Annotated in this window: 12 protein-coding genes; all 12 read right to left on the bottom strand. The window is 44.5% G+C overall.

The genetic code is table 11. The annotated features are described in order from the left end of the window. Positions 1 to 79 precede the first annotated feature (79 nt). Positions 80 to 2416, bottom strand: coding sequence for a helix-turn-helix transcriptional regulator (locus tag AC58QG_RS16635; protein ID WP_497363230.1), 2337 nt, complete (start codon positions 2414 to 2416; stop codon positions 80 to 82). A gap of 335 nt (positions 2417 to 2751) precedes the next feature. Next, on the bottom strand, positions 2752 to 5955 hold the full coding sequence (locus tag AC58QG_RS16630) for an alpha-mannosidase (RefSeq protein WP_497363229.1): 3204 nt from the start codon (positions 5953 to 5955) through the stop codon (positions 2752 to 2754). A 20-nt stretch (positions 5956 to 5975) separates the two neighbouring features. Then, positions 5976 to 6914: a dihydrodipicolinate synthase family protein gene (locus AC58QG_RS16625; protein ID WP_497363228.1), complete on the bottom strand. Its 939-nt coding sequence runs from the start codon at positions 6912 to 6914 to the stop codon at positions 5976 to 5978. Further along, a complete protein-coding gene (locus tag AC58QG_RS16620) occupies positions 6904 to 9432 on the bottom strand; it encodes an alpha-mannosidase (protein WP_497363227.1) in 2529 nt (842 codons plus the stop codon). The genes AC58QG_RS16625 and AC58QG_RS16620 overlap by 11 nt, the downstream gene beginning before the upstream one ends. Positions 9433 to 9468: 36 nt before the next feature. Further along, on the bottom strand, positions 9469 to 10344 hold the full coding sequence (locus AC58QG_RS16615) for a carbohydrate ABC transporter permease (RefSeq protein WP_497363226.1): 876 nt from the start codon (positions 10342 to 10344) through the stop codon (positions 9469 to 9471). Between the two features lie 14 nt (positions 10345 to 10358). Further along, positions 10359 to 11297, bottom strand: a complete 939-nt coding sequence (locus AC58QG_RS16610; RefSeq protein WP_497363225.1) for an ABC transporter permease — start codon at positions 11295 to 11297, stop codon at positions 10359 to 10361. Positions 11298 to 11384: 87 nt separating this feature from the next. Continuing rightward, positions 11385 to 13004, bottom strand: a complete 1620-nt coding sequence (locus AC58QG_RS16605; protein ID WP_497363224.1) for an extracellular solute-binding protein — start codon at positions 13002 to 13004, stop codon at positions 11385 to 11387. Positions 13005 to 13302: 298 nt separating this feature from the next. Beyond that, positions 13303 to 15009: an S-layer homology domain-containing protein gene (locus AC58QG_RS16600; RefSeq protein WP_497363223.1), complete on the bottom strand. Its 1707-nt coding sequence runs from the start codon at positions 15007 to 15009 to the stop codon at positions 13303 to 13305. A gap of 70 nt (positions 15010 to 15079) precedes the next feature. Next, the gene (locus AC58QG_RS16595) at positions 15080 to 17806 is read right to left on the bottom strand and encodes an exo-alpha-sialidase (protein ID WP_497363222.1); all 2727 of its coding nucleotides are present in this window, start codon (positions 17804 to 17806) and stop codon (positions 15080 to 15082) included. Positions 17807 to 17832: 26 nt separating this feature from the next. Continuing rightward, on the bottom strand, positions 17833 to 19704 hold the full coding sequence (locus tag AC58QG_RS16590; RefSeq protein WP_497363221.1) for an exo-alpha-sialidase: 1872 nt from the start codon (positions 19702 to 19704) through the stop codon (positions 17833 to 17835). 387 nt (positions 19705 to 20091) lie between these two features. Beyond that, complete coding sequence (locus tag AC58QG_RS16585) at positions 20092 to 21069, bottom strand: 2-hydroxyacid dehydrogenase (RefSeq protein ID WP_497363220.1); 978 nt, start codon at positions 21067 to 21069, stop codon at positions 20092 to 20094. A 15-nt stretch (positions 21070 to 21084) separates the two neighbouring features. Then, a complete protein-coding gene (locus tag AC58QG_RS16580) occupies positions 21085 to 23526 on the bottom strand; it encodes a hypothetical protein (protein ID WP_497363219.1) in 2442 nt (813 codons plus the stop codon). Between the last annotated feature and the right edge of the window lie 19 nt (positions 23527 to 23545).

The raw sequence follows: 23545 nt of genomic DNA, 5'->3' as shown, positions 1-23545 counted from the left end.
ATAAGTGTTTAATGAACCGTTATTCCACATTCATCGCGATGAGTCATTATTCCCACTTGTTTCAATAGTCCATTACAACCTATTTTTGCTTGTTCCCATGGCTACTACGATACTCATTTGGGGAAATGCCTTCATACTTTTTGAATAGACGTAGGAAGGTTGTGCGGCTAAATATGCCAATCTGATCGGCGATTTCACTAATTTTCAAATCTGTATGTGCTAACAATTCTCTCGCTTTGGCAATTCGAATAAGACTGATATAGTCCGAAATATTCGTCCCAGTTGACTCTTTAAACATTCTGGATACATACTTGGCGGACAGTCCTATTTCGTTCGCAATCACTTCGAGATACAAGTCCTTTTCATAATGCTTCTCAATATAATCGGTGATGAAGGAGACAACCGCGCCCGATTTGCTTTCAGGCTTATATAACGTTTTTGCAATAATTTTATCGTAAAATTCGAGGATCCCTTTCAATCTGCCATCAAACTCACTGGGCAGGAGCTCCTTTCGACTCAAAAAAGCATGTTCGTTCGCATCCAGAAAATCATAAACACTCAGTCGTTTTTCCGTAATGTAGCGATTTCCCGTATTAAAGAATTCAACAAGCAAAGCCCCTAGAAAGTGATAGGAGACTCCCCTTTCTTTATTCAAGCTAATAATGGCCTCCAACTCTACTTTCAACCCACCCATGTCACCTGATTTCAAAGCGTTTACAATTTTGTTCTCATCGAGAAAGGAATAATAGTAGTTCTGATCGATAACAAAATGATCCGCATCTAAAATAACCATCTTGGATGAGTCCGTCCGTTTATCGATGGCTGTAATAGCATCACTATAGGATTTCGAATAATCATCGATTTTATCGTATTTTTTTCCTAAACCAATAATTAATTCGCAATAAATCATATCATAGGCAAAGGTCGTTTTAATCATCTCTAACGCTTGGTCTAGTTGCCCGCGGTCTTCCTCACTCTTCAAATTGACCATGCAAACATATAAGTAAGGCTCATATTCCGTCAAATAACAATTCACGTACTTCTTCATAATGCCCCAAAGCACATTTTTCATCTTTTCTAAAATCAATAACCGGTCTGCTTCCACAATCTCATAATAAAATCGATCCCTAAACTGAATCATGAAGCAGCAGCATAAATAACTCCCTGAGTTAAAATCGATTTCATTTAAGATTTGATTAACAGAATAAGGCTGTGCCCCTCGATATCCTTTAATTAAATTCGTGAAAAACTGCTCGAGAATTTCATCGGAAAACGTATTGATTTTAATATTGTCATCCCGATGCTGCTGTATCAATTGATTGACGCTATTGCCGATCCTTTGAAGTTCGCTGCTGTGGTGTGTATCATTGTTCCAATCATCTACTTTTTCAGTTTCTTGTAAAATATCTCGAATATTTTTGATCGGATTATATAAGCGAACACTGAATATAAAAGAAAAAACGACGCCAATAATAAGTAAGCTAATGCATATCCAGATAATCAAATTAAAAATACTTGCTGACTCCTGGTTAAATGAACTCACAGGGGTCATTGAAACATACTTCCACCCAAAATCGGACGTGGTTTGAACTAGCCAGTTCTGCTCTTCACCAATCCGAATCGCCCCTTTACTTCGCTCCTCCGAAGAAAATCCAGCAATGATTTCCTGTTTTGCTTTCTCATCTATCCCACTGCTTTGCAGAATAATCTGATTGTTTTTATCCAGTACAAGATAGTGTGTAGCTGCGAATATCGAGTTGTTTTGCAATGTAGCCATGATGGTAGGAATCGATATCGTTGTCACCATCGTTGCCAAATGCCCATTCACATATTGTGTCGTAATACTCGGGATAACCTCGCGGTAAGAATTCATATCAGCGTTGACCACTTTGGTAGGCTTCAATAATTCGAATAAGCTGCTTTGCTGTAAACGTTTACGCCAAAAGTCTTTATTATACTCATCAAATTTATAAAATTTGTCAAAGAAAATGTCAAAATTAACGATGCCATCACTTTGATACACGCGTTTGTCATCCACAAAAATAAAAATATTATCAACAAAATGACTGATTGGATTGCGATTTCCCGCAATAGATCTCACAATCGATGGCATTTTGATTTTCTCTTCATCCGTAAGTAAGGAATCCGGTCGTAAATATTGCTGAATCGTCTCACTCAATAGTAAGCTGTTATTCGTTGCCTGAGCCATACTTAAATAAATATCAATGGTCTTGGAAGAGGCCATCAAGTTATCCGTAAGCTTCTCTGAGGCATCCTTCTTTATCAGTTGATCTGCGTTAAAATAAGAGATGATGCCAATAATGACAATTGGAATTAATAAAGAAGTGAAATAAAGCAGAATCTTAAAAAATAGCCTGTTCTTATCCAACGATTGCTTCAGATGTTTCCAATTCAAGTTTAATCCCCCCATGTATGATGCAACTTAGCATCTCTACCCTCAAATCAATCTACACCCTCCACTTCTCAGAAATCCCAACTTAGGTACTTTGTAACATTGCCCTCTATGTACTATTCGGATCATTCTATAGGAAATCCTCCCCTAATAATTATTGTTATCTTTTACCATTCTGAAAGCATGATGGCATGGGATTAGGTACTTGACTAAGCACGAAGTAAGGCCACATGAAGCCGCCTACAACGTAGAGCGAGTTTATGTGACCTTCATTTTTTAGAAGCAAACCGTTTATACGAATAGCCATGTTATTTCAATTTTTTGACTGAATAGATATCCTAAGCCAAAAGAATACGGAACGTTTTCAATTCATACGGTTTGAAATAGGCTTGAAAGCCGCTGCCTGTATGCGCCATTGCTTGCTCCTCGCGCTCCATGAGGTTAACTTCCTCCACCTTTCCAATTGGAAAGTGGGAGTTGAAACCTACTGCTCCACGCTGGCCAGCATATTCGTAGCAGCGAACGATCCACTCGTCAGAATCCTCCGCCTTCTTAAGCGTATCAACGATCACATTCAAGCTATCACAAGCAAAAAAACTGAGTGAGTCAGGTAATTGAGCTTGCGAATCGCTGCTTCTTGTGGGCAGTTCCGAGACTGATGTAGGGATGTTCAACTTGTGTGCCTCGATCGCTGTGCCCGCTTTAAACCAGTCTCCATGATGGGGCAGCAGTGAATACGTAAATTGGTGTTCACCTAAATCAGCCGTCGGATCGGGATTAATCGCCGATTTAATTAACGTTAGCCTCAGCACATTGTCCCTCACGTCATGACCGTATTTGCAATCGTTCAACAAGCTAACGCCGAAACCTCGCTCCGATAGGTCGACCCAGCGGTGAGCGCAAGTTTCAAAGCGGGCAAAGTCCCAGCTTGTATTCCAATGGGTTGGACGTTCTACGTTCCCGAACTGGATCTCATATGTCGCTGCCGTAGCTCGTACATCGATCGGAAACGCCACCTTAAGCAATTGCTGCCGCTCTTGCCAATTCACCTGGGTAACAAAATCAATTCTGGGATTGTCCGGATACAGCACCATGTCTTGTATCAATTCGGATTTTTCATAGGTCCAAGCAAAGCGGACGACTGTGCGTAGAACACCCTGCTCGATGACTTCCACCGAGGTTAAGTTTGTAATGTTCCGAACCTTTTCTAGGTAGAAAAGGTCGATATCCCACGCATCGTTGGCAAGTGGTTTATCCTCATGGACGTCGAATCGGTTTCCTATCTCGCCTGGTGCGAGCACATCCCTATCCACCCGCTTATCGAATAACCGAGTCAATTGCCCTTTCTCGTTCCATTCGATTTCATAATAGGGGGTTGTCGCCGAACAGCTTGTTGCGATAATCTGATTCGCATTCGCAGGCATAGCCTCGGTGGCATTATCGCAGTGAATCGTTGTATACCCGAATGCTGGAATCTGGTCTACTTCAATCAACAGGACGTTACCTTGATCGGCATCTTTAACCATCTGTGTCTGGAGTATGCGACCTTCTGCGTCGTACCATTCCTTACCTTCGAATCGCTTCTCCCATGGAAGTTGAATGAGATCATTGCGGCTCCACGGTAACGTGTTCATGACGATCCAGCTAGGCGAAGTCACGTTACCTACAAGCCCTGCGAGTCCCTGTAAGCTTCCTAATTTCGCTCTCGCAGCCAAATCTTCCGCCTCCGCATACTCGATCCGGCAATCCTCATACACTTCCGCAATCGACGACCCTGGCAAAATATCATGAAATTGGTTGCGCAGTACGATCTTCCAGCTCTCATAGATCTGCGTCTGTGGATAATGCGCAAAGCCTGCCAGTGAGCCTAAGACAGTTGAAATCATTTCCGCGTCATGCAATAGATTTTCCATACGTCGGTTCATTTTTTTGTTGTACGCTTGAGACGTGTAGGTGCCGCGATGAAGCTCCAGATAAAGCTCTCCATCCCATTTATGGACATAACGATCCGTACTCGATACGGTCTCTTCTAGCTGGTTGAAATACTCGTCAGCACGACCGATCGTCACCTTGGGTAATCCTGGCATATGTTCTAATCTGCGTCGTATTTCCAACATCGTCCGTGTAGGCCCACCGCCGCCATCTCCATAGCCGAAGGCAAGCAGCATATCACGGTTCAACTCTTTATCCTGATAGTTTTCCCATACACTGGTTACCGTTTCTGGCGTCACTAGGCCGTTATAGGTATAAAAAGTAGTGCCAGGCTCAGCGTCCGGAGCGGTCGTCGTGATATAATGCGTCAAAATTTGACTACCGTCAATTCCTTGCCAATAGAACGTATCGTGCGGGAATCGGTTATAGACATTCCAACTAATCTTCGTCGTCATAAAATAGCGCAAGCCAGCCTTAAGCAAAATTTGCGGAAGAGCCCAGCTGTATCCGAACACATCGGGAAGCCACAAATATTCGCATTTGGCTCCATAGCGCTGCTCGAAAAAGCGCATTCCGTACATCAGCTGACGAACCAGAGATTCTCCTGAAGGTACGTTGCAGTCCGACTCCAGCCACATGGCACCGCCTGCTTCCCAGCGTCCTTCCCCAATACGATCGGCGATTTGGCTGTAAAGTTCGGGATAATCCTTCTCCAAATAATCGTATAACTGCGGTTGTGTCTGCAGAAACGTATATTCAGGATATTGTTCCATGTAGCGCAAAACGGTGGAGAACGATCTCGCAGATTTTTCTCTCGTGTGCTTGAGACGCCACAACCAAGCAACATCGATGTGAGTATGTCCAATGCAGCGAACGGTCACTTCACTGTTTTTGGGAATGACCGACAGCTCTTCCTTTAACTTGGCATTTGCTTCTTTGACACTGGCATAAAAATTGGCATCTCCGGGAACGCGCCAATCAATGCGTTGAAAAGCTAGGTCCAACGCCCTTAACAGGCTCTTTTGTTCCCAACTGTTATCGTTTAGCAATTGAATGGTCTGTAATACCGCACTCGCCGTGTAATACAGATCATCCGTCTCTTCCTCCAGCAGAGCAAGCGTGGAAACCTGAATTTTATGCTCCAGCTCACTCTTATCCCCTGTCATTCCGTTCAAACCAGTCCAAACTTTAAACAGCAGCTCAACCTTCTGCCCGACCAGCTTCTCTGGAAGAAATACTTCAGGATGGTTACCTCCGACACCTTGAAACGGCTCTCCGTTAAGAAAAACGAGCGATTCGAACCCTGAATTGTGCCCAGCACCCGTTTTGCCGAAATCGAACAGTCCGAGTGCCTTCTTCCCTTTCCATTCCGCGGGAATCGTTATCTCGGTTCTCAGCCAAGCGGTCAAATCCCATCCGCTCCATCGTTCACCAAGTGAGATAGTACGCCACTCCGCATTCTGTGGCGGCATAGCCGCTACGGCTGCTTCTTGATCCTCCCAGAATTGATAACTAGATATTGGTCGATGATCGATATAGCGATATGGCTCCAATTCGGAAATTCGTTTTTCTAATTTTTTATCAGCTAAATGAATACTTTTGGCGAGCATGGCTATTCCTCATTCCTCTGTTAATTCTTAGCCGCAACAGCTGAGAATTGCTTCGATAACTCCTTGGAAAGACGGTATAACTGATCGACTTCCGCTTTATTCGTGGCAGTAAACTCATCATGATTCCGCGCGCGCGAGCGATAATTCGAACTGATGCCTTCCTTCATCTGATAATATTTAGCGTTAATCGGATACAACTGCCGCTCAATAAAAGAAGCTACACTCAGTAAATCACTTAAACGTTGCGCTTCTTCCGGCTGCTTTTCCCAATTATGCAGAAGCCATGCATACAGGTCTGGATGAAAGTTAGCCATGACGCCGCTGTAACCATCAACGCCAAGCTTCAATGTTTCCAGAAGCGTTGCTGTATTGGCATTGTAAAGCTTTAAGGAAGATCCTTTAATCGCTTCCAGCTTTTCTTTGATCATCTCCACATCGCAAGAAGTATCCTTCAAGAAGAAAAATCTTCCGGTATCCGCACACCACTTCAAGACAGATGGTGTTAATAGACGCTTATATGGAAATGGACATTCATAGATACCAAACGCAATATGATCCGGCAGCTGTTCAATTAGCTTCTGAGCGTTAGCCTTCCACACGTCATCAGACTCATCTGCTCCTGCCAATCGGTTCGAAATCAAGATGACGGCCTCAACGCCCGTCTCTGACATCGCTGTCAATTCACGAACCTGATCTTCAAGCGAGTCGGAAATGTGCCCCGAAGCGATGACCGGAACCCTTCCTGCTGCCTTCTCCACGACAAAAGCGGCAAGCTTCACACGCTCTTCCAAGCTCAAAAAGAACATTTCGCTAGACTGGCAAACAGCAAATAAGCCATCAACCTTGTTTTGAATAAACCATTCCACCATACGTCCCATCGCATCAAAATCAATTTCGCCAGACTCGTTGTACAAGGTAATCATCGTTGGCCATACACCGTTAGGGTTATTAATCTTCATTTGACATCACTCTCTCATCTATATTTTTCAATTCCACAAAATTCACTTCTTGGATGTTCTCATGTTGTACTGCAGGTATAAAAAACGTTTTAATTTCACACTTGCCAAAGGTACTTCGCCAACTGCGATTTAAGACTGGTAGGTATAGATCTGTCTCCACTTCTCTTCCATACGTTTCATTACAGCGTAAAATCCAGCCATTCCCGTCTTCCGCTGGTTTAAAGGTCACAGCTACCACATTTTCGGCAGAAATCATAATCCCCTCGGAAACTTGCGGTAAATTTCCTTCGTGGTACGTTTCCCATACCTGCTGCAGCGGAGTATGTAATTCGTAAGCCTTACGTACAACGCCGCTATCCTGCCAGGAACCTGCATGAGGCGAGAGTAGGTAGTTAAACTCCTGCACACCCTGATCCATATATTCCGACTGTTCATCACGCTCACCAAAATGGTCTGCATAAATCGGACTTCGCACGACAGTCATCCTTAATTCATTGTCTAGCACATCGTAAGCATATTTGGTGTCGTTGACCAGAGATAGTCCGAATACCGCAGACGGTTCAATTCCCTCAGCTGTACTAGATTCATTACCTGATACATTCACCCACATTTGTCCCGGCACCTCGTTCCCATTCGTCGGGCGCTCAATAAACCCGTAAGGAATTTCAAACACGGCACGAGGCTGCTCGACATTGACAGGAAAGGCTAGCTTCAGCATTTTATGCTGCTCTCTCCAATCCAGCTTTACCTTGACATGCAAGTCGGAACTGTCATGTAATAAGCTAATATCCTGACTAAGGACAGAATTTCCGAAATGACTAATTACCCTAATTGTCGCTCGCATAGGCCCTGTTTCAAGCACTTTCAACTCTGCGTTACAAAAGCGTCCCCATTCCTCACGATAATGTGTCAAACCGTGTCCCCAAGTATCACTGTGGCTCTCATCCAAGACGATTGGCACTGCTCCGTCTCCGACAAGCACTTCTCTACAACCATGCAGCTTGTCAATGATATGTCGGATATATCCGGTATCTGGATCAAGTTCAACGAACAGCTTATTATTTTCTAAGAAGCATCCCTCAGCCCGAGCAGCGCCTTTTGGCTCCATCGCATCGCAAGCTTTATCGCGGTATACCCAAAACACTTGATAGCCAAACGCCGGAATTCGCCCCGTAATTAACGTATCCCATTTATCACTGGTATTTGTCCGAGATGCCCTGATCGTTTGAATTGGCAAGGGATTGCCTGCAGCATCGGTCACGCCAGCCAACTTCTTGTTTATACCAATTGGTGCCTCCACTTCCCACGATAAGGGGTTAAACACCACAAGAGGTGAACCCAGATCATCTTGCTCCCAAAGCTGCCAATCTTTTTCCTTGCTTAAGGAGGTTACACCTGGTTTCATGGTGTTAATCGACCAGGATATCTTTTGAAGCGCAGCGTTGATCGCTTTTGCCCCAATGCTTAATGACTCACCATAAAATTCTTGAACATCTTCATAAGCTTCCTTAATACTGCAGCCGCCCATAATATCATGGAAATGGTTGAACATGACATTTTCCCATGCTCGGTTAAGTGCTTCTAGCGGATACGGTAAACCAAGCGTCAAATTAGCAAGGGTAGCAAACTTCTCGGCTGTCAGCATCCGGTGCTCCACTCGGCGGTTAGTGGCCTTGGATTCCGAGTGGGTGGAGTAACAACCGACGGCATGCATCTGCATTTCATCCTTAATCACAGGAATATTCGGATCCATCTTCATCATTTCTGCAAAATAGTGATTAGGAGAACTTAGTTGAATATCGTCCAGATCAGGTCGCTTTTGGATCTCATGAATGAGTTTAATATTCTCAATGGTCGGCCCCCCGCCATGATTACCAACACCATAGAAAGACATGAAGGCATGACCGCTTGCTACGGCCACATTTCTGTGGCTTATGATCTTATCTTCCATGCCATTGCTGGCCCAATTGCCGTAGCTGTCGGCGAGCCTAAATGTCATCACACGGCTGCCATCTTCCGATTCCCACCAGAATAAATCGTGCGGTAATGTCTTCTCATGCGCCCCAGGACGCATGAAGACGTAGTAATCCATCCCACCTTGCTTCAATAGCTGTGGCATCATGCCATGGTGACCGAAAGAGTCAACGTTGTAGCCCACCTGGGCCATTACACCGAATTTCTCCTTAAAATACCGTTGGCCATATAAGCTATGCCTAGCAAATGATTCGCCTGATGGCAAATTGCAGTCTGGTTGTATCCACCAACCGCCTGTAATGACCCATCGTCCTTCGGCAACACGCTGCTTAATTTCGGCAAACATTTCAGGCGCATTCTCTTCAACCCATTTGTAATAAGCCGCGCAAGCACATGTAAATACAAAATCAGGGAACTCATTCAAGCGATCCAAAGCAGAACGAAACGTCGCTTTGATCTCCGCATACCCCTCCTGCCAGCGCCATAACCAGACCGGATCCAAATGAGCATTTCCGATTAAATGAAGCTTCGTTTCAACAGTCATGATATCCACCTTTCAATCCTTTTAATAATTTGAAACTTAACCTTTTACAGATCCCAGCATGGCTCCTTGCACAAAATATTTTTGTACAAACGGGTAAATGACAAGCACCGGCAAAATGGCAACGAAAACACAAGCGTATTTAATATTTTCTGTCATGACAGCCAGCCCCGCTTCTGCTGCGCCAAGCTGTGCGGATTGTGAAGCCATATCTCCCGAAATGACGATATTACGTAAAATGATTTGCAGCGGATACAGTTCCTTCTCATTTAAGTAAATGAGTGCAGGGAAAAAGCTATTCCAGTGAGCTACCGCGTAAAAAAGGAACATCGTAGCCATGACAGGCAACGAAAGTGGCAGCACAATTTTCATGAAAACGCGAAATTCTCCAGCGCCGTCCATAATCGCAGACTCGTGCAGTGCTTCTGGAATATCTTCAAAAAATGTTCTCATCAGAATCATATTGAACACATTGATCGCAGTCGGAATTAATATGGCCCAAACCGTATTAACCATGCCTAACGCATGAACCACCATATAACGCGGGATGAGACCCCCGTCGAAGAACATGGTGAACACAACAAACAAAGCAAGAAATGAGCGCCCATACATATGTTTACGTGACAAAGGATAGGCGCAAAGAGCCGTCATCGCCAAATTAACTACAACACCAGCGGCCGTATAAAAAAAGGTATTTGCGTAAGACCTTATAATGGCAGGATCATTAAGAATGACACTATAGGCTTTAAAATTAATATCGATAGGTCGCCAAAATACTTCACCACTGCTAGCCGATGACCCAGAGCTAATCGAAATGATTCCCATATAATAAAGCGGATACAGGGTAATAAAGATCATAGCCAGCATAAAAATGATGTTCATTGTATCGAAATAAGAAAACTTACGACTTTGCATCTTAATCCCCTCCGCTAGAACAATCTTGATCCATTTATTTTCTTGGCAATTTGATTCGCTGATACAACAAGCGCAAAGGCCAGTACAGATTGGAAAATACCTACAGCCGCTGCAAAGCTAAAGTCGCTGTCGATCAACCCTCGACGATAAACAAAGGTTTGAATCACATCTGCGGTTTCATACGTCGGACCACTGTACAACAATAAAATTTTCTCAAATCCGACCGAAAGCATTTTGCCCACCGTCAAAAGCAGCATAATCGTGACGACGGTTGAAATCCCAGGCAATGTGATGTGAAGCAATTTACGCCAACGATTGGCCCCATCCATCGTCGCCGCCTCATACAGCTGCGGATCGATAGCGGTCAATGCTGCCAAATAAATAATGGAGTTCCATCCTAAATTTTGCCAAACTTCAGATCCGACATATATGGTTCGAAACCACTGCGGCATGGACATGAATGTCTTCGCTTCTCCGCCAAAAGCCTTAATCACTTCATTAATGAGCCCATCAATGGAGAGAAAGTTAACCAGCATACCTACGACGACAACGGTAGACAGAAAGTGCGGAACATACGTGACGCTTTGAATAAACCTTTTGAAAAACTTTTGTTGCAGCTCGTTTAGCAATAAAGCAAACACGAGAGAAGATGGGAAATAAAAAATGAGTGAATACACGTTAATGAGTACTGTATTGCGAACCACTTGCCAAAAATACGGATCCGTCAGAAATTGGCGGAAATACTTCGTCCCAGCCCACGGGCTATGAAAGAAACCCTTGACGATCGAATAGTCTTCAAATGCCATCAAATTCCCTACCATTGGTGCATAGTGAAAAATAATAAAATAGGCAAACGGTAATAGAAACATGAGATACAGAGGCATGCTCTTGCGGATATTTTTTTTAATCTCAACAACGGGTGTATTTTTCTTAATCTCAACAACTGGATTCAAATATCTCCACTCCTCTCTGGAAAATAAAGGGACAGGCTGCCCTGTGTGTCTTAGCAACCTGCCCTCTCACTGCATGAACTTCGAATGTTACTTCACGCGGGCTAAGGCATCGTTGTAAATTTTGACGATATCATCTGCACCTTTTGCTTTGAGTTGCTTAACGAAGTTATCCCAATCATTAAGTGCACCGTCTGTCACAATAAATTTATCCATGTTTTGAGCCAAGTGAGCGTCAAGCTGTGTACGGATTTGTTTCAGCTTCTCGCGCTCTTCTTTTGTAAATGGAGGGTCGTTAACGAATTGAACATTTTCGCCTGCATCCAAAGCTTTAGATGCTTTCGTGTTCCAATCCAACCATTCTTTGGAATTAAATGGTAATCCAGAATGATCGTCATTGTTCAGCGCAAGTCCCAGATAGCCCGTGCCATACTCCGATTGCAGGGCATAAATCGCGCTTGGTTGTCTGTCCTTATACTTGTTAACTACAGCGTCAGTCAATTTGTAAGTTCCATTTTCGCCAGTGAAATCTTCGCCTTTGATACCGAAGTTTGTCACTTCAATTCCTTCTGGGGAGTAGAACCAATCCATGAATTGAGCAACTTGTTCAGGATTCTTAACTTTTGCATTAATGACATACGATTCCGACAAGTGGCCAAGTGCATAGATCAGGTTACGCTTTGCACCGCTCGGCGATGTCATCGTATCCAACATATCGAACTTTGCATTCGGATCCTTCTTCTGCAGATTAATATTAAACGTGCTTGCGAAACCATTATTATCTTGGAAGTAGAAGGATTTTCCTGAGTTTAGCTTTTCTTGCCAAATTTGAGATGTAGCTGTCGCATAATCCGGATCAAGAAGCTTATCTTTGTAGAGTTTATTCAAGAATGTGATCGCATTTTTAAACTCTGGCATTGCCGGACCGAATTTGTATTGTTTATCTTTCGGCTCGTAGTATACTTTCGTTCCATTAAAGGTTGTGTATCCGCTGCCAAATGCGAAGGAAATTGGATTGATTAGATTTTCTGTTCCTGTAAGTCCATTTGCAGCACGTGCCGTAAACGGATAGGATTCCGGATTCGCTTCTTTCATTTTCTTCATCACTGTATACAATTCATCATACGTAGTTGGCTTTTTCAAACCTAGCTTATCAAGCACGTCCGTACGGATCATCGAAAGCTGGCCGCCAACGCCTTGCCAATTCGCTACAAGCGGGAAACCATACAGCTTACCGTCAATTTTGTTTTTGTTGATCTCAGGCTGCTGGGAAATGACTTTCTTCAGATTTGGCATTTTATCCAGATAAGGAGTCAAGTCAAGGAATGCGCCTGTGTCTGCAAAATTCTGAATATCATCCTGTTTGACTAGCATTACATCAGGCAGTGTATTTGTGGCGATCAACGTTTTCTTTTTATCATCGTAGTTACTTTGTGGAACACTTTGAAGATTTAGTTTCACATTCTTACGCTTGGCAATTTCCTGTACAGCTTTGGAATTGGCTACGATTGCTTGCGAAGCATGTTCGTACCTCATCCAAGTCAACGATAGTGGTTCAGCAGATACAGGCGTGCTTGCAGCTCCAGCAGTCGTTGCCGGTGCCGCCGAATTATTCGTTGAAGTCGTTGAACTGCTTCCACAACCGCTAAGCACACTTGATAGCACTAATAATGAACCAGTTACTGCCATAATCCCCTTTTTTGATTTCATCGAATAAATCCTCCCATGTAATTGGATTGTTTACACGAGGATCATAGCACACCATTTTTGAGCATTTGAATATCCGAAATGGCGTTTAAAGCACCGTTTCTCCGCTATTTGGAGCATGATTCATTTCTCCGCTATGATGCAAAATGTCATAATGGACGATAAAAAATCACGATAAGCCAACTTTCTCTAACTAGTTTATCTCCAAGTATGGTGCACATAGAAAAACCCGCTTCATTAGCGGGTTTTAACATCACTTATCGTACATCAAGCGAAGCAGGATCTGAATCGATCAACTGAATCATCTTGCCAAATTGAAAATGCGATAAATCATCACAGCTGCTTGCGCGCGAGTTGTATAATCGCTTGGTGCAAAGCTGCCGTCTTCCATTCCAGTTACGATTCCAGCTTGACGAAGTTCTGTTACCGCATCTTTCGCATACTCTGCGATTCTCGATTGATCTGTAAATGCCTGAGAACTCGCAGTATTCGGCAAGTTCGTGCCCGACTTTTGGGCAATACGGTAGATCATAACGGCCATATCTTGACGGCTGATTTTCTCGTTAATGCCATAGCTGCCATCTTCTTTGCCGTTAACGATGCCAAGTTGTTGCGCACTGGATACGGCTTGCTCATACCAAGCTCCCCGCTCTACATCGCTAAATGTACTCTTGGCTTGGTCATTGAGTAGATCCAGTGCTCCCATGAGCATTTGAATAAATTCAGCTCTTGTGACTTCGCTTTGAGGGCTAAATTGGCCTTCGCTGATGCCTGAAACGATTTGGCGTGCTTCAAGTCCTTCAATGTCATCTTTTGCCCATGGTACAGTGCCTAAATCGATAAACATAGACTTCATATCTACTGCTGCATATTGGCTAAAATGCGCTGGCTTAAATTCAACCATGCCCGTCACTGCATTGTACTTCCCGTTTTTGACAATTTCTAATTTACCATCGTTAGACAAGTAGTAGATAACAACTTGATGTGGTGATTCACCTGGCAGCAACGTATATGGAATAGCAACGATTGGACGGCCATTTCCGAATTTGCTAATAGTCTGGCCATCGACAGTCAGTTTGAAGTCATATACGTTGTGATTTCCAATAGACTTCTTCACAGCATCCGACAATGTAGCAGCCTCAACTCTAGATACAGTAAGCTCAACATTACCTGATTTGGAACCTGTTTCTGCCAATGACTCAGGGAAAATCGTAACGGTTGCTATACCTGTATTAATTTCGATTTTATCAATACCCGCGTCTTTCGCATCTCGAAGCTGTTGGGAAGAAAATTGGACAACGACTTGTTTCGATGCCTCGGCTCCTTCTACTTTCAACGTTACTATGTCATTTTCAGCAGATTGAATCGCTTTATCAAAGGTATCTGATGGAATATTTGCTGTCGTAGTGCCATGAATGTCGGGTGTTGCAACAATGGTTACAATGCCTGGTTCCAACGGATCCGTTGGATTTGTTGGATTTGTTGGATTTGTTGGATTCGTTGGATTCGTTGGATTTCCATTATTATTAGTTACGGCAAGTTGGATCGATTTGTTAGGTACATATTGCGTTTCACGCAAATTTGAATCCAACAGTTTCACGGAAGCTAATTTCACGTTCGCTTGACCAACAGATTTACCCTTAAATACGAACGTACAAAGTTTCGGATTACCGTTAACAGCAGGTTGGTCACTCTTGAGCGCAAATGCACAAATCATTTGATTGCTCTCTGTTTTATTGACAGGTATCCCTTGTCCAGACAACTTATTCTGAGGTACTCCTACTGGTTCAATAAAAGAAGGATCCCATTCCAGCGTGACATCGTATGCAGAAACATCTTGTACACCGCTCGCCTGTACGGTTATCGCAAAACTCTCATTTACGCTTATTTGGTCCACATTTGTTGTCAAATGGAATGCTGCTAGCTCACTAGCCTGTACGGGTGTGCTTTGGAAGGACAAAATGATACAACAGATGAGCGTCAAACTTAGAATCATAACACGTTTCACGAAGACACCTTCTTTCTAGGGAATTAGGAGGAGGACAATAACTCGCCCTCCACCTTTCTTTCATGAATAATTAGCGGTTTAACAAACGTCTAACTACAAAGGCTAGTTCGTAAAGCCCTACTTCACCGTTACCGTCAAGATCCCATGTTGCTATCCATCCACTGTCTGTGGATTTAAATCCATAGTGACCTGCAATAATACCAATATCACTGATATCAATTACGTTGTCACTGTTCAGGTCACCTGTTTGACTTGTAATGACGAATCCATCAAATACAACAATTGCCGTATTGAGAGCTGCGGCTGCGTTGTCCAGTTGCGTTTGTGTCGCGCCCGAATTAGCTGCGACCCCTTGAGCAGCGGTCAATGCTGTTTGGAGTGCATCGATTACCCTAGCCGGATATTGACCGTTTGCAGTCCCTGCTCTCGCATTCGCAAGTTTAGCCTGAGCAGCAGAAATCGCTGTCGTTAAAGCAGTCGCATTACTGATCGCAACAGATACTGTTGCTCCTGTTACAGCAGCATTCGTTTTAATACCGTTTCCATCCGAAAGGATATCTTTTTGTACGCTAAAGCTACCAACTCCTGTTGCGTTCGCAACTGGCATAAAGTTCACTTTAATAAGTGCTGGATGATCGCCATTCAGTGCATTTGTCGCACCTGGGTGAACGACAACCATATGCAATGTGCCTGTTGTTGCATCATTTGAAGCTTCAACCGTTGAGATTCCATCTAAGGAAGTTGCACTGCCAAAAGTAAACTTCGTCGCATCGTAGTTGATAACAACATCTTGAGCAGCTACGTTTTGAACACCTTTTACACCGAATTGCAGGTCTACGCTTCCAGCAGTTGTTACAGAGCTAGGACCAGTCAAGGCCACAGCACTTGAATCATTATAGAGATATGCTCTCAATGGTACTTTGGAGCTCGGCAGCATATCACTAGTTACACCCTGCGGAAGCTTTGTCTCATCAACAACGCCGGTAATGTTGGTAATTAAAGAATTAAGTTTGTAATTCGTTTTAATAGCTGCAATATCCCAATTTACCGGCAAATCAACTGAAGGTAGCACACCGTTCGCTGCACCCGATTTGTAGGAGGTATATGCTTTAATTGTAGATGGGAACAGGGCTTTAATCTCACTATCGGATGCCGTACTGATATTGAATGATGCAGGAACTGCAATTTCACGATCGATGCTTTCATATTCTCTGACAATGTTTACACTATCACCTTGCTTAATCCAGTCCTCGGTAATTCTGGAGAAGGCAACATTTTTATAGTTGGACAAGGATTGATTATTGGCGTCCTTATCAAGCGACGAGTAGAAGCGGCTGAAACTGATTAGGATATCCCCATTATCTGCTTCAGTGATAGCAGGGTAATGGTAGCTTCCCGTACTGCTTCTTGTATCCAGGGAAAGATGTCTTCTGTATTTCCACGTTTTCCCTTCATCGTCCGAAAGGGCGACAGCCAACGTGTTCCGGCCCGATTCCGTATCTACGTGAACAAATGCCCAATTACCGGTCTTAAGCTGCAGAAGGTCGTGCCCTACGCCTGGATCCTGCAGTTCAGGTACGTCCTTGACCGTGGACCATGTTAATCCCTTGTCCTTGGACTCGGAAGCCACCACACGATAAGGTCTTGGACCGTTATCACGCATATAAGCAACAATCGTGCCGTCTTTCTTTTGAGCCATCGTGGCCTGAATGTTGGCTACCCCGACAATTGGCTCGCTCATTTCCCAACGAACCGAGTTATCCGCAAGTGGTTGGGAAGGATCGTACTCTGTAAATGCCATAATGCTTATTTCTACTGCATCTGAATACAAGGGCAGAATCAAACGAACTTTACCGTTACCAAGAGCTACCTCATACGGCTTATCTTTGGTTTGCCAGCCGAAACGACGGGCATACGGGTAACCTGAACGATCTTGATAAATGACGTCCGCTACGGTCGGAGCGTACAGATATTTAGTTGGGTCGCCGCCAATGAGCTGCATAGTCTGTGAAACTAGTCCATCAAAACTAGGTTCATTCGCTTTACGGCTCATACCAGCTCCGCCTACTGCAACTGGCTTGAACAAATACGTTTTTTGCTCATCAAGCTTGGCTTTCAGTGTTTTCACGAAACTTTTTGCCAACTCTGGGCGCCCTACAATAGGTGCTGAGGCCCAAGAAGGTTTTGTTTGCCCAGCTCTTTCATCGTACGAAATACTTATATAGTCGTCCGGACTATCTGGGTTAACTACACCGCCAATATTTTTACCAATTTTAATATTAACATTTTCAGAAAATGTCCAGTTAGGTGCGGTGTTTCCAATATTTTCAAACTCGTAGCTGCCTTTTTCGGCATATGCATACCTAGGTTGGGAGGATTCCCATTTGCCCGCCAATACAGGATACCAGAAAAACCAGAGACGGTCGCCGGAATCCACGTAGACGACAGGATTGATATCAGCAATATCTTGGGCATCGGTCATTACAATTGGTGTATTCCACGTTTTTCCACCGTCCGCTGAACGGGCTCCCATAATACGTGTTGTAGTCGCATCTCGTTCGCCATTTCCCTGAAACCATACACACAACAACTCACCGCTTGGCAATTCTACAATGCTGGAGCCGTGTACGTGGTCTCCTGTAGCACCGTTATCCTTAACTGGATTGAAAATGCTAACAGCTTTATCCGTATAGTTAAATGTTCCCGTAGGAGCAGCCAAGGCAGCTGGCACAATACTTGTTACAGAGATCGCTGCAAAAACAGTCAGTGTAGTTAGTAACTTGAAATTCCTTTTCATCTACATTACTCCTTTCATTGGGTAACTTATTTAACTTCAATGATGAACTTATAAATGGTTCCGTATTTAATGCTTACAGCAGTAATCATTGCAGTTCCTGCTTTAACGGCAGTCACAACCCCAGTCGTAGTATTAATTGTAGCTACAGCAGGCGCGTCAGAAGTCAAAATAAGTGAATTCACTGCAGCAACTGACGATTGTCCGTCAATCGTTAGGTTGAAGTTGATAGGCGTAGTTGCTCCAACTTGCAATCCAATTGTCGGCAAATTTGTAACACTGTCAATAGATGGTGTAACTAAAGCGCCATAAGTTGCTGTCGTAACAGAATTTAATAACGTCTCAATCTCGCTGCTCGCGATTTTAGAGAAGCCAATCGAAGCGAGACCAGGTTGTTTATAAGTGTAGTTAAACAACGCGTTCCCATTATGATCAACGACGACTGATGGATATTCATAGGTCTCGCCATTATTCATACCATCTTTAATCATGACTTGCTTCCAAGACTTTCCTTCATCGGAAGAAAGCAATAACGTGAAAGAGCTTCTATTTCCGTCTTGTTGAGGCTTGACTACGCCGCGTGAGGTTTCTTGATTTGTAGCTAGCAGCCAGTCTCCATTTGGAAGCTTGGAAAGTTCAAAGCCGCCATCGTTTTTCAAATATGGGTCGACTTTCGGAACACTCCACGTTGCTCCCTTATCGGTTGACTCCGAATATGTCGTATGCCATGCCATGCGACCGTTTCTGCCATCTAACTTTCCGCTTCTAAAGTAACCGCGAATCGTACCATCAGCCTTTTCAATCAGCGAGCCTTGAATGGTACCTGATCCAACAATGGCGTCACTAAATTTCCAAGTGATACCACGATCGTCGGTATACGCGCAAACTGAATTTGATAACGAATCAGAATATAACGGTAAAATTAATCTGGTTTTGCCATTTCCAAGTGATACTTCAATTGGTTTATTTTTCGTTTGCCATCCAAGTCTGCGGTACATGGCCCCAAAAGCAGCAGTGTTATTATCCGCACCAGCAGCGCGCTCTATTGAATTTTTAATAGCTGGCGGCTCATATTTGGAATAACCACCACTACCATTCGGCGTAAAGACTCCCGTGGTAAGCAAATTGATGACTTCATCTGTTCTACCCGCATATACATCGTCGTAAGGTTTTGCGGCATTCAAATATGAAATGTACTGATCGTACTTATTTCTCATCGAAACAACAAAGCTATCTGTAATGTAACGTGTATCACTTGGATTAAATTTCGAAGTTACGGATACATACTTGGAAGGGTCAAGATATGTTGCGTCAGTTACTGTAGAACTTACTGCACTTGGCAGTACATACTTAATTTCAGAACCTTTGATACTATAGTTCCACGTTCCATTGGAGAACGAACCTTTGCCAACCATGCCGTCCCCAACATTGGTGTACAATGGCTGTGGGAAGTGCCATTTCGGATTTCCGCCATTGCGAGCCGCATACTCATAGCTGCCTGGATCAGCGTACATAAACTTAGTTTGCGTAGAGACCCATTGTCCATTGTAAATGACACCGTAGAACAACCATAGTCTTGCTTGGCTATCTACAAAAAGAACCGGGTTGTTATCAGGGAAATCCCATGTATCATAAACGACAAATGGTTGTGTCCAAGTTAGCCCACCATCATTAGAACGAGCACCGAGTAGTTTAGTTTGATTCCCATCTCTTTCTCCGGCTCCACTAAACCATACAGAGAATATTGTGCCATCCGGCAGTTCCACCATCGTTGAGCCGTGATTAGCAATGGTGTCGAATGGCATCATTTTAGAATGAGTAATGCCTTGTGGGGCTGCTCCTGCACCTGTTGCATCCGCAACTACAGATCCAAACACACTAAAAGCTAAACTTAGAGACAATACGAGGCTTAAACGTTTCATCTTCTTCAAAGTGGGTCACGTCCTTTCAAATTGTGAATAAAAAGTACCCTTTGTTGCCTGTATCCTTGCCTGTGAATACGTTTACAGAACAATCAGTGAATCACCATAATTTTCTCTTTTGATTTCTTCGAATAAATCCCCCCATGTAATTGGCTTGCCTTACACGAGGATCATAGCACACCATTTTTGAGCATTTGAATAGCCAAATTGGCGTGAAAGTACCGTTTTTCCGCTATTTGGATCATGATTCATTTCTCCGCTATGATGCAAAAAGCCTTATTCCGCCTGTATTCTAGGGAGAAATGATACAGCCTGAAAAATAAACGAAGCCCAGGCTTGCCGAGAGGCAAGTTCCGGGCTTCATGATTATTTCCAAGCTTCCGCATTTACCAGAAATTTGGGGCGCTGCCCCTCCAGACCCTGCAGCAGATTCTCCGCTGCAATGAATGCCATCTTCATCCGTGTAGTGATGCTGGCGCTGCCGATATGCGGCAGCGTGACCACGTTCGGCAGCGTAAGCAACGGATGGTTCGTCTGGACGGGCTCCTCTTTGAACACATCGAGACCCGCCGCCCAGATCGTTCCATCGCGCAAAGCCACGTACAGGTCAGCCTCGTTCACGATACCGCCTCGCGCAACGTTGATGAGAACGGCACTCTTTTTCATCCGCTGTAGCTGCTCCATGCGGATCATGTTCGCCGTCTCTGGCGTATACGGCATCAGCAGCAGCAGAAAATCAGAAACTTCAAGCAATCGGTTCAGTTCCGCATATTCGAGCCCGTAGATCTGTTCCGCCTCAGGCTTCCTATTACGGTTATGGTACAGCACCTTCATATCAAAGCCACGTGCGCGTCGGGCGACCGCTTCACCGATCCGCCCCATACCGATAATACCTAGCGTGGCGCCATACACTTCTTGTCCGGTGAGAAGCATGGGAGACCACGTCTTCCACTCACCTTTTCGCAATACATCGGAGGCTTCCACAAGACGACGAGCCGTGGCAAGCAGAAGCCCGAACGCTAAATCCGCTGTCGTTTCAGTCAGAACCTCCGGCGTATTCGTCACCATAATCCCCCGCCGATTGGCTTCGGCAATATCGATATGGTTATAGCCAACTGCCATCGTGCTGATCACCTTTAGTTTTGAGGCAAGAGCCATTAGGGATTGATCGATTTTGTCGGTAATCAGACAGTAGAGGCCTTCCGCCTCCACGATATGTTCTTCGAGAAAAGCTCTTGGCGCTGGTTCATCTTCCCTTGGCCACACGATCAGCTCATAGGCTTCCTGCAAAACAGCAAGAGCATTCTCAGGTACTTTTCTGGTTATGAGTACTTTCGGTTTCATATCGTTGATCCTTCCTCATGGTTTTTGTCCCTCATGTTTCATGACCCATAGCTCATTAATGTATGGACCTACGCCCGATTCTTCATTGACCCAGACGATCTCCATTTTTCCAGCTGATATCATATCCGGGGTAACCAAATACTCATCCAACAAGCCTCGATACTTCACTTGCACATCGTCGACATACTTCCCATTTACGAGCATCCGAACGCGACCACCCCAAAGCCCCATCACCTTAATGACATAGGATGCGTGTCGATCCAGATCATCGTAAGTCACCTTGATCGGTGCTGAATAATAGGCATTCAGATAAGTGACCCATGCTAATGGCGGGCAGGTTAACCCTGGTAAAATGCGATGCAGTGCTTCTCTGCATACCCTTGTATAGGTGGTAGTCGATGAGGTAGTCAATACTGCTTGCAAAAGAGCTGGATTATGCCTCAGCAGCACGGTGCTCAAGAAGCCTGGATCGTCGGCCCACGAATGAGCAAATTCAACTCTCGATAAAGAGTGATTGAGCGCAAAACTATCGTAAAAGCCGCCTATTCCGGGATCGGTTCGGTTAATAATGCTGTCGTTAAGAGCGGATAATCGCTCTTGTTCATCTGGCATTTGTCTGATGATAGCAAATGAATTTTTAAGGAACGCCATATCGTTCAGCGGCAGATCGATGCCATCCATAAACGCGCCACGGATCACTCCGATGGCTTTATGCTTCTCCACGGTTAGCTGCGCTCCGATATGTTCGAACAGCCGGTCGGCCAGCTCGTCGCACTTCAATTTAATATCCATGCATACAGGTTCGGTAACTTTCTTATCCAGTATTTGTTCCGCAAGCTCCATGGCTTTTAATGTGCCTAGTTCAACGGCTTGAGCCAAAACTTCCATGGCCTTACACTCAAGCTCAGTTTCATGCATCCATCTTCTTTGAATATAAGCATCGTAGTTCGCTCTCAGTAAGCCCTGCTCGAATCGGTAATTGTTCCTAACCTTGTCGTCTGCCACCGCTTCAATGGCCATCCATTGCTTTAATGTGACAGGAATTTGGTGACTGGTCGCCACAGGCCCCTCGAAATTACGCTCCAGTGCTAGCAAGCCTTGACTAACCCCATGTTCAAATTCCGGACCGATAAAGAACCGGGCGTACTCTTTTAACGTATCGAGCACAGGCGTATCCGGGCACCAATCTTGACCGCTCCACACAAATTTATTCACGTCATCGTTGATGCCCTCGGAGTAACTTAAGGAGCCGACAATCCCATCGTTCTTCGTTGAGTTATGAATGTGCTTTTGAGCTACAGGCCTCGGGTTAATGCATTCTCTGGAAAGCGTCATCGCAAACGCCGTATCCCAGTTGGCTACAGGATATTGGCAGCTCAGGCTGTGAGTAATATCAGGATAGCTCCTGATGGCTATACGTTCAGGAACAAGCTTTCTAAGCTCAGGCAAGGAATGTTTTTCCCACGGGCCAAAGACAACCCCGGAGAGCCATTCCGGTTCTTTACGAACATTCTCAAAAAAAGTATTCAGCCACTCATCCGTCGGATTAAAGGCCTGCGGGGAAACCCACAACTTGGCGTGGGGATGATGTTTATGCAGCACCTCGGCTTGCATCGCCATAAAATCGAATAAATCCTGCGCGCTTAATGCACCTGGATCTCCGCCTGGCACAAAGACATGATCCACTCTTTTCATTGAACCAAAAATCTCATCACGCTCTGCCAATTGCAGCTTCAGGTACTCGGGCTTCATAAACTCCTCATCACTGCCAGAAGCCGGATACCAATTATCTTCAGAACCCATATTTGGATACCAAATCCAGACATCCAAGTCCATAGCGTCGCATACTTCCGATACATGCTGCATCATAAAGAGAGGATCATATTTCATCAGCGGTCCAGTTCGATCGTCATCCGTGATCGGCGGCATAATTTCAATACTGTTGGCACCAAACAGGGCAAGCTCTCGGATGTACTGGGAATAAATTTCAGGTGTCCAAGCGTCATACGCATTGGTTTTGGGTCTGTATCCAAGCTGATGCCCTCTCAAAGGGAAATGCGGTGTTTCAGAGAGTCTGATCGTAGAAGGAGCCTTAATACTGGCTTCTGTTAGGTACATCAATCGGAGCAGTTTCCCTACGCCATACAGAACACCTCTCTCATCAGCGCCTTCTACCGTAATCGTAAACCTGCCCTTTTGATCCGTGGATATGCTGAATCCTTCCCTACCAGGCGCTTTATCGACTTCATGGTTTACATATGTAACGGTAATCAGCGGTCGAGAATCTGCAGGTGGCGTTTCCAGCACGGGGATTCGAATTCCTGTTCGTTTTTCAATTTCCTCGACCATAATATTTACAGCGGTCATTCCTCTACCTGACATAGATTTCGTCGCATAAATGCTGACATCGGAAATATCGATCACTTGTACCCCGTTGCATACTGTTTGCTTCATCATGCGTCTCTCCTTTTCTGCA

The sequence above is a fragment of the Paenibacillus sp. J22P169 genome, from assembly GCF_059691995.1.
This window is presented reverse-complemented; position numbering and strand designations above follow the sequence as displayed.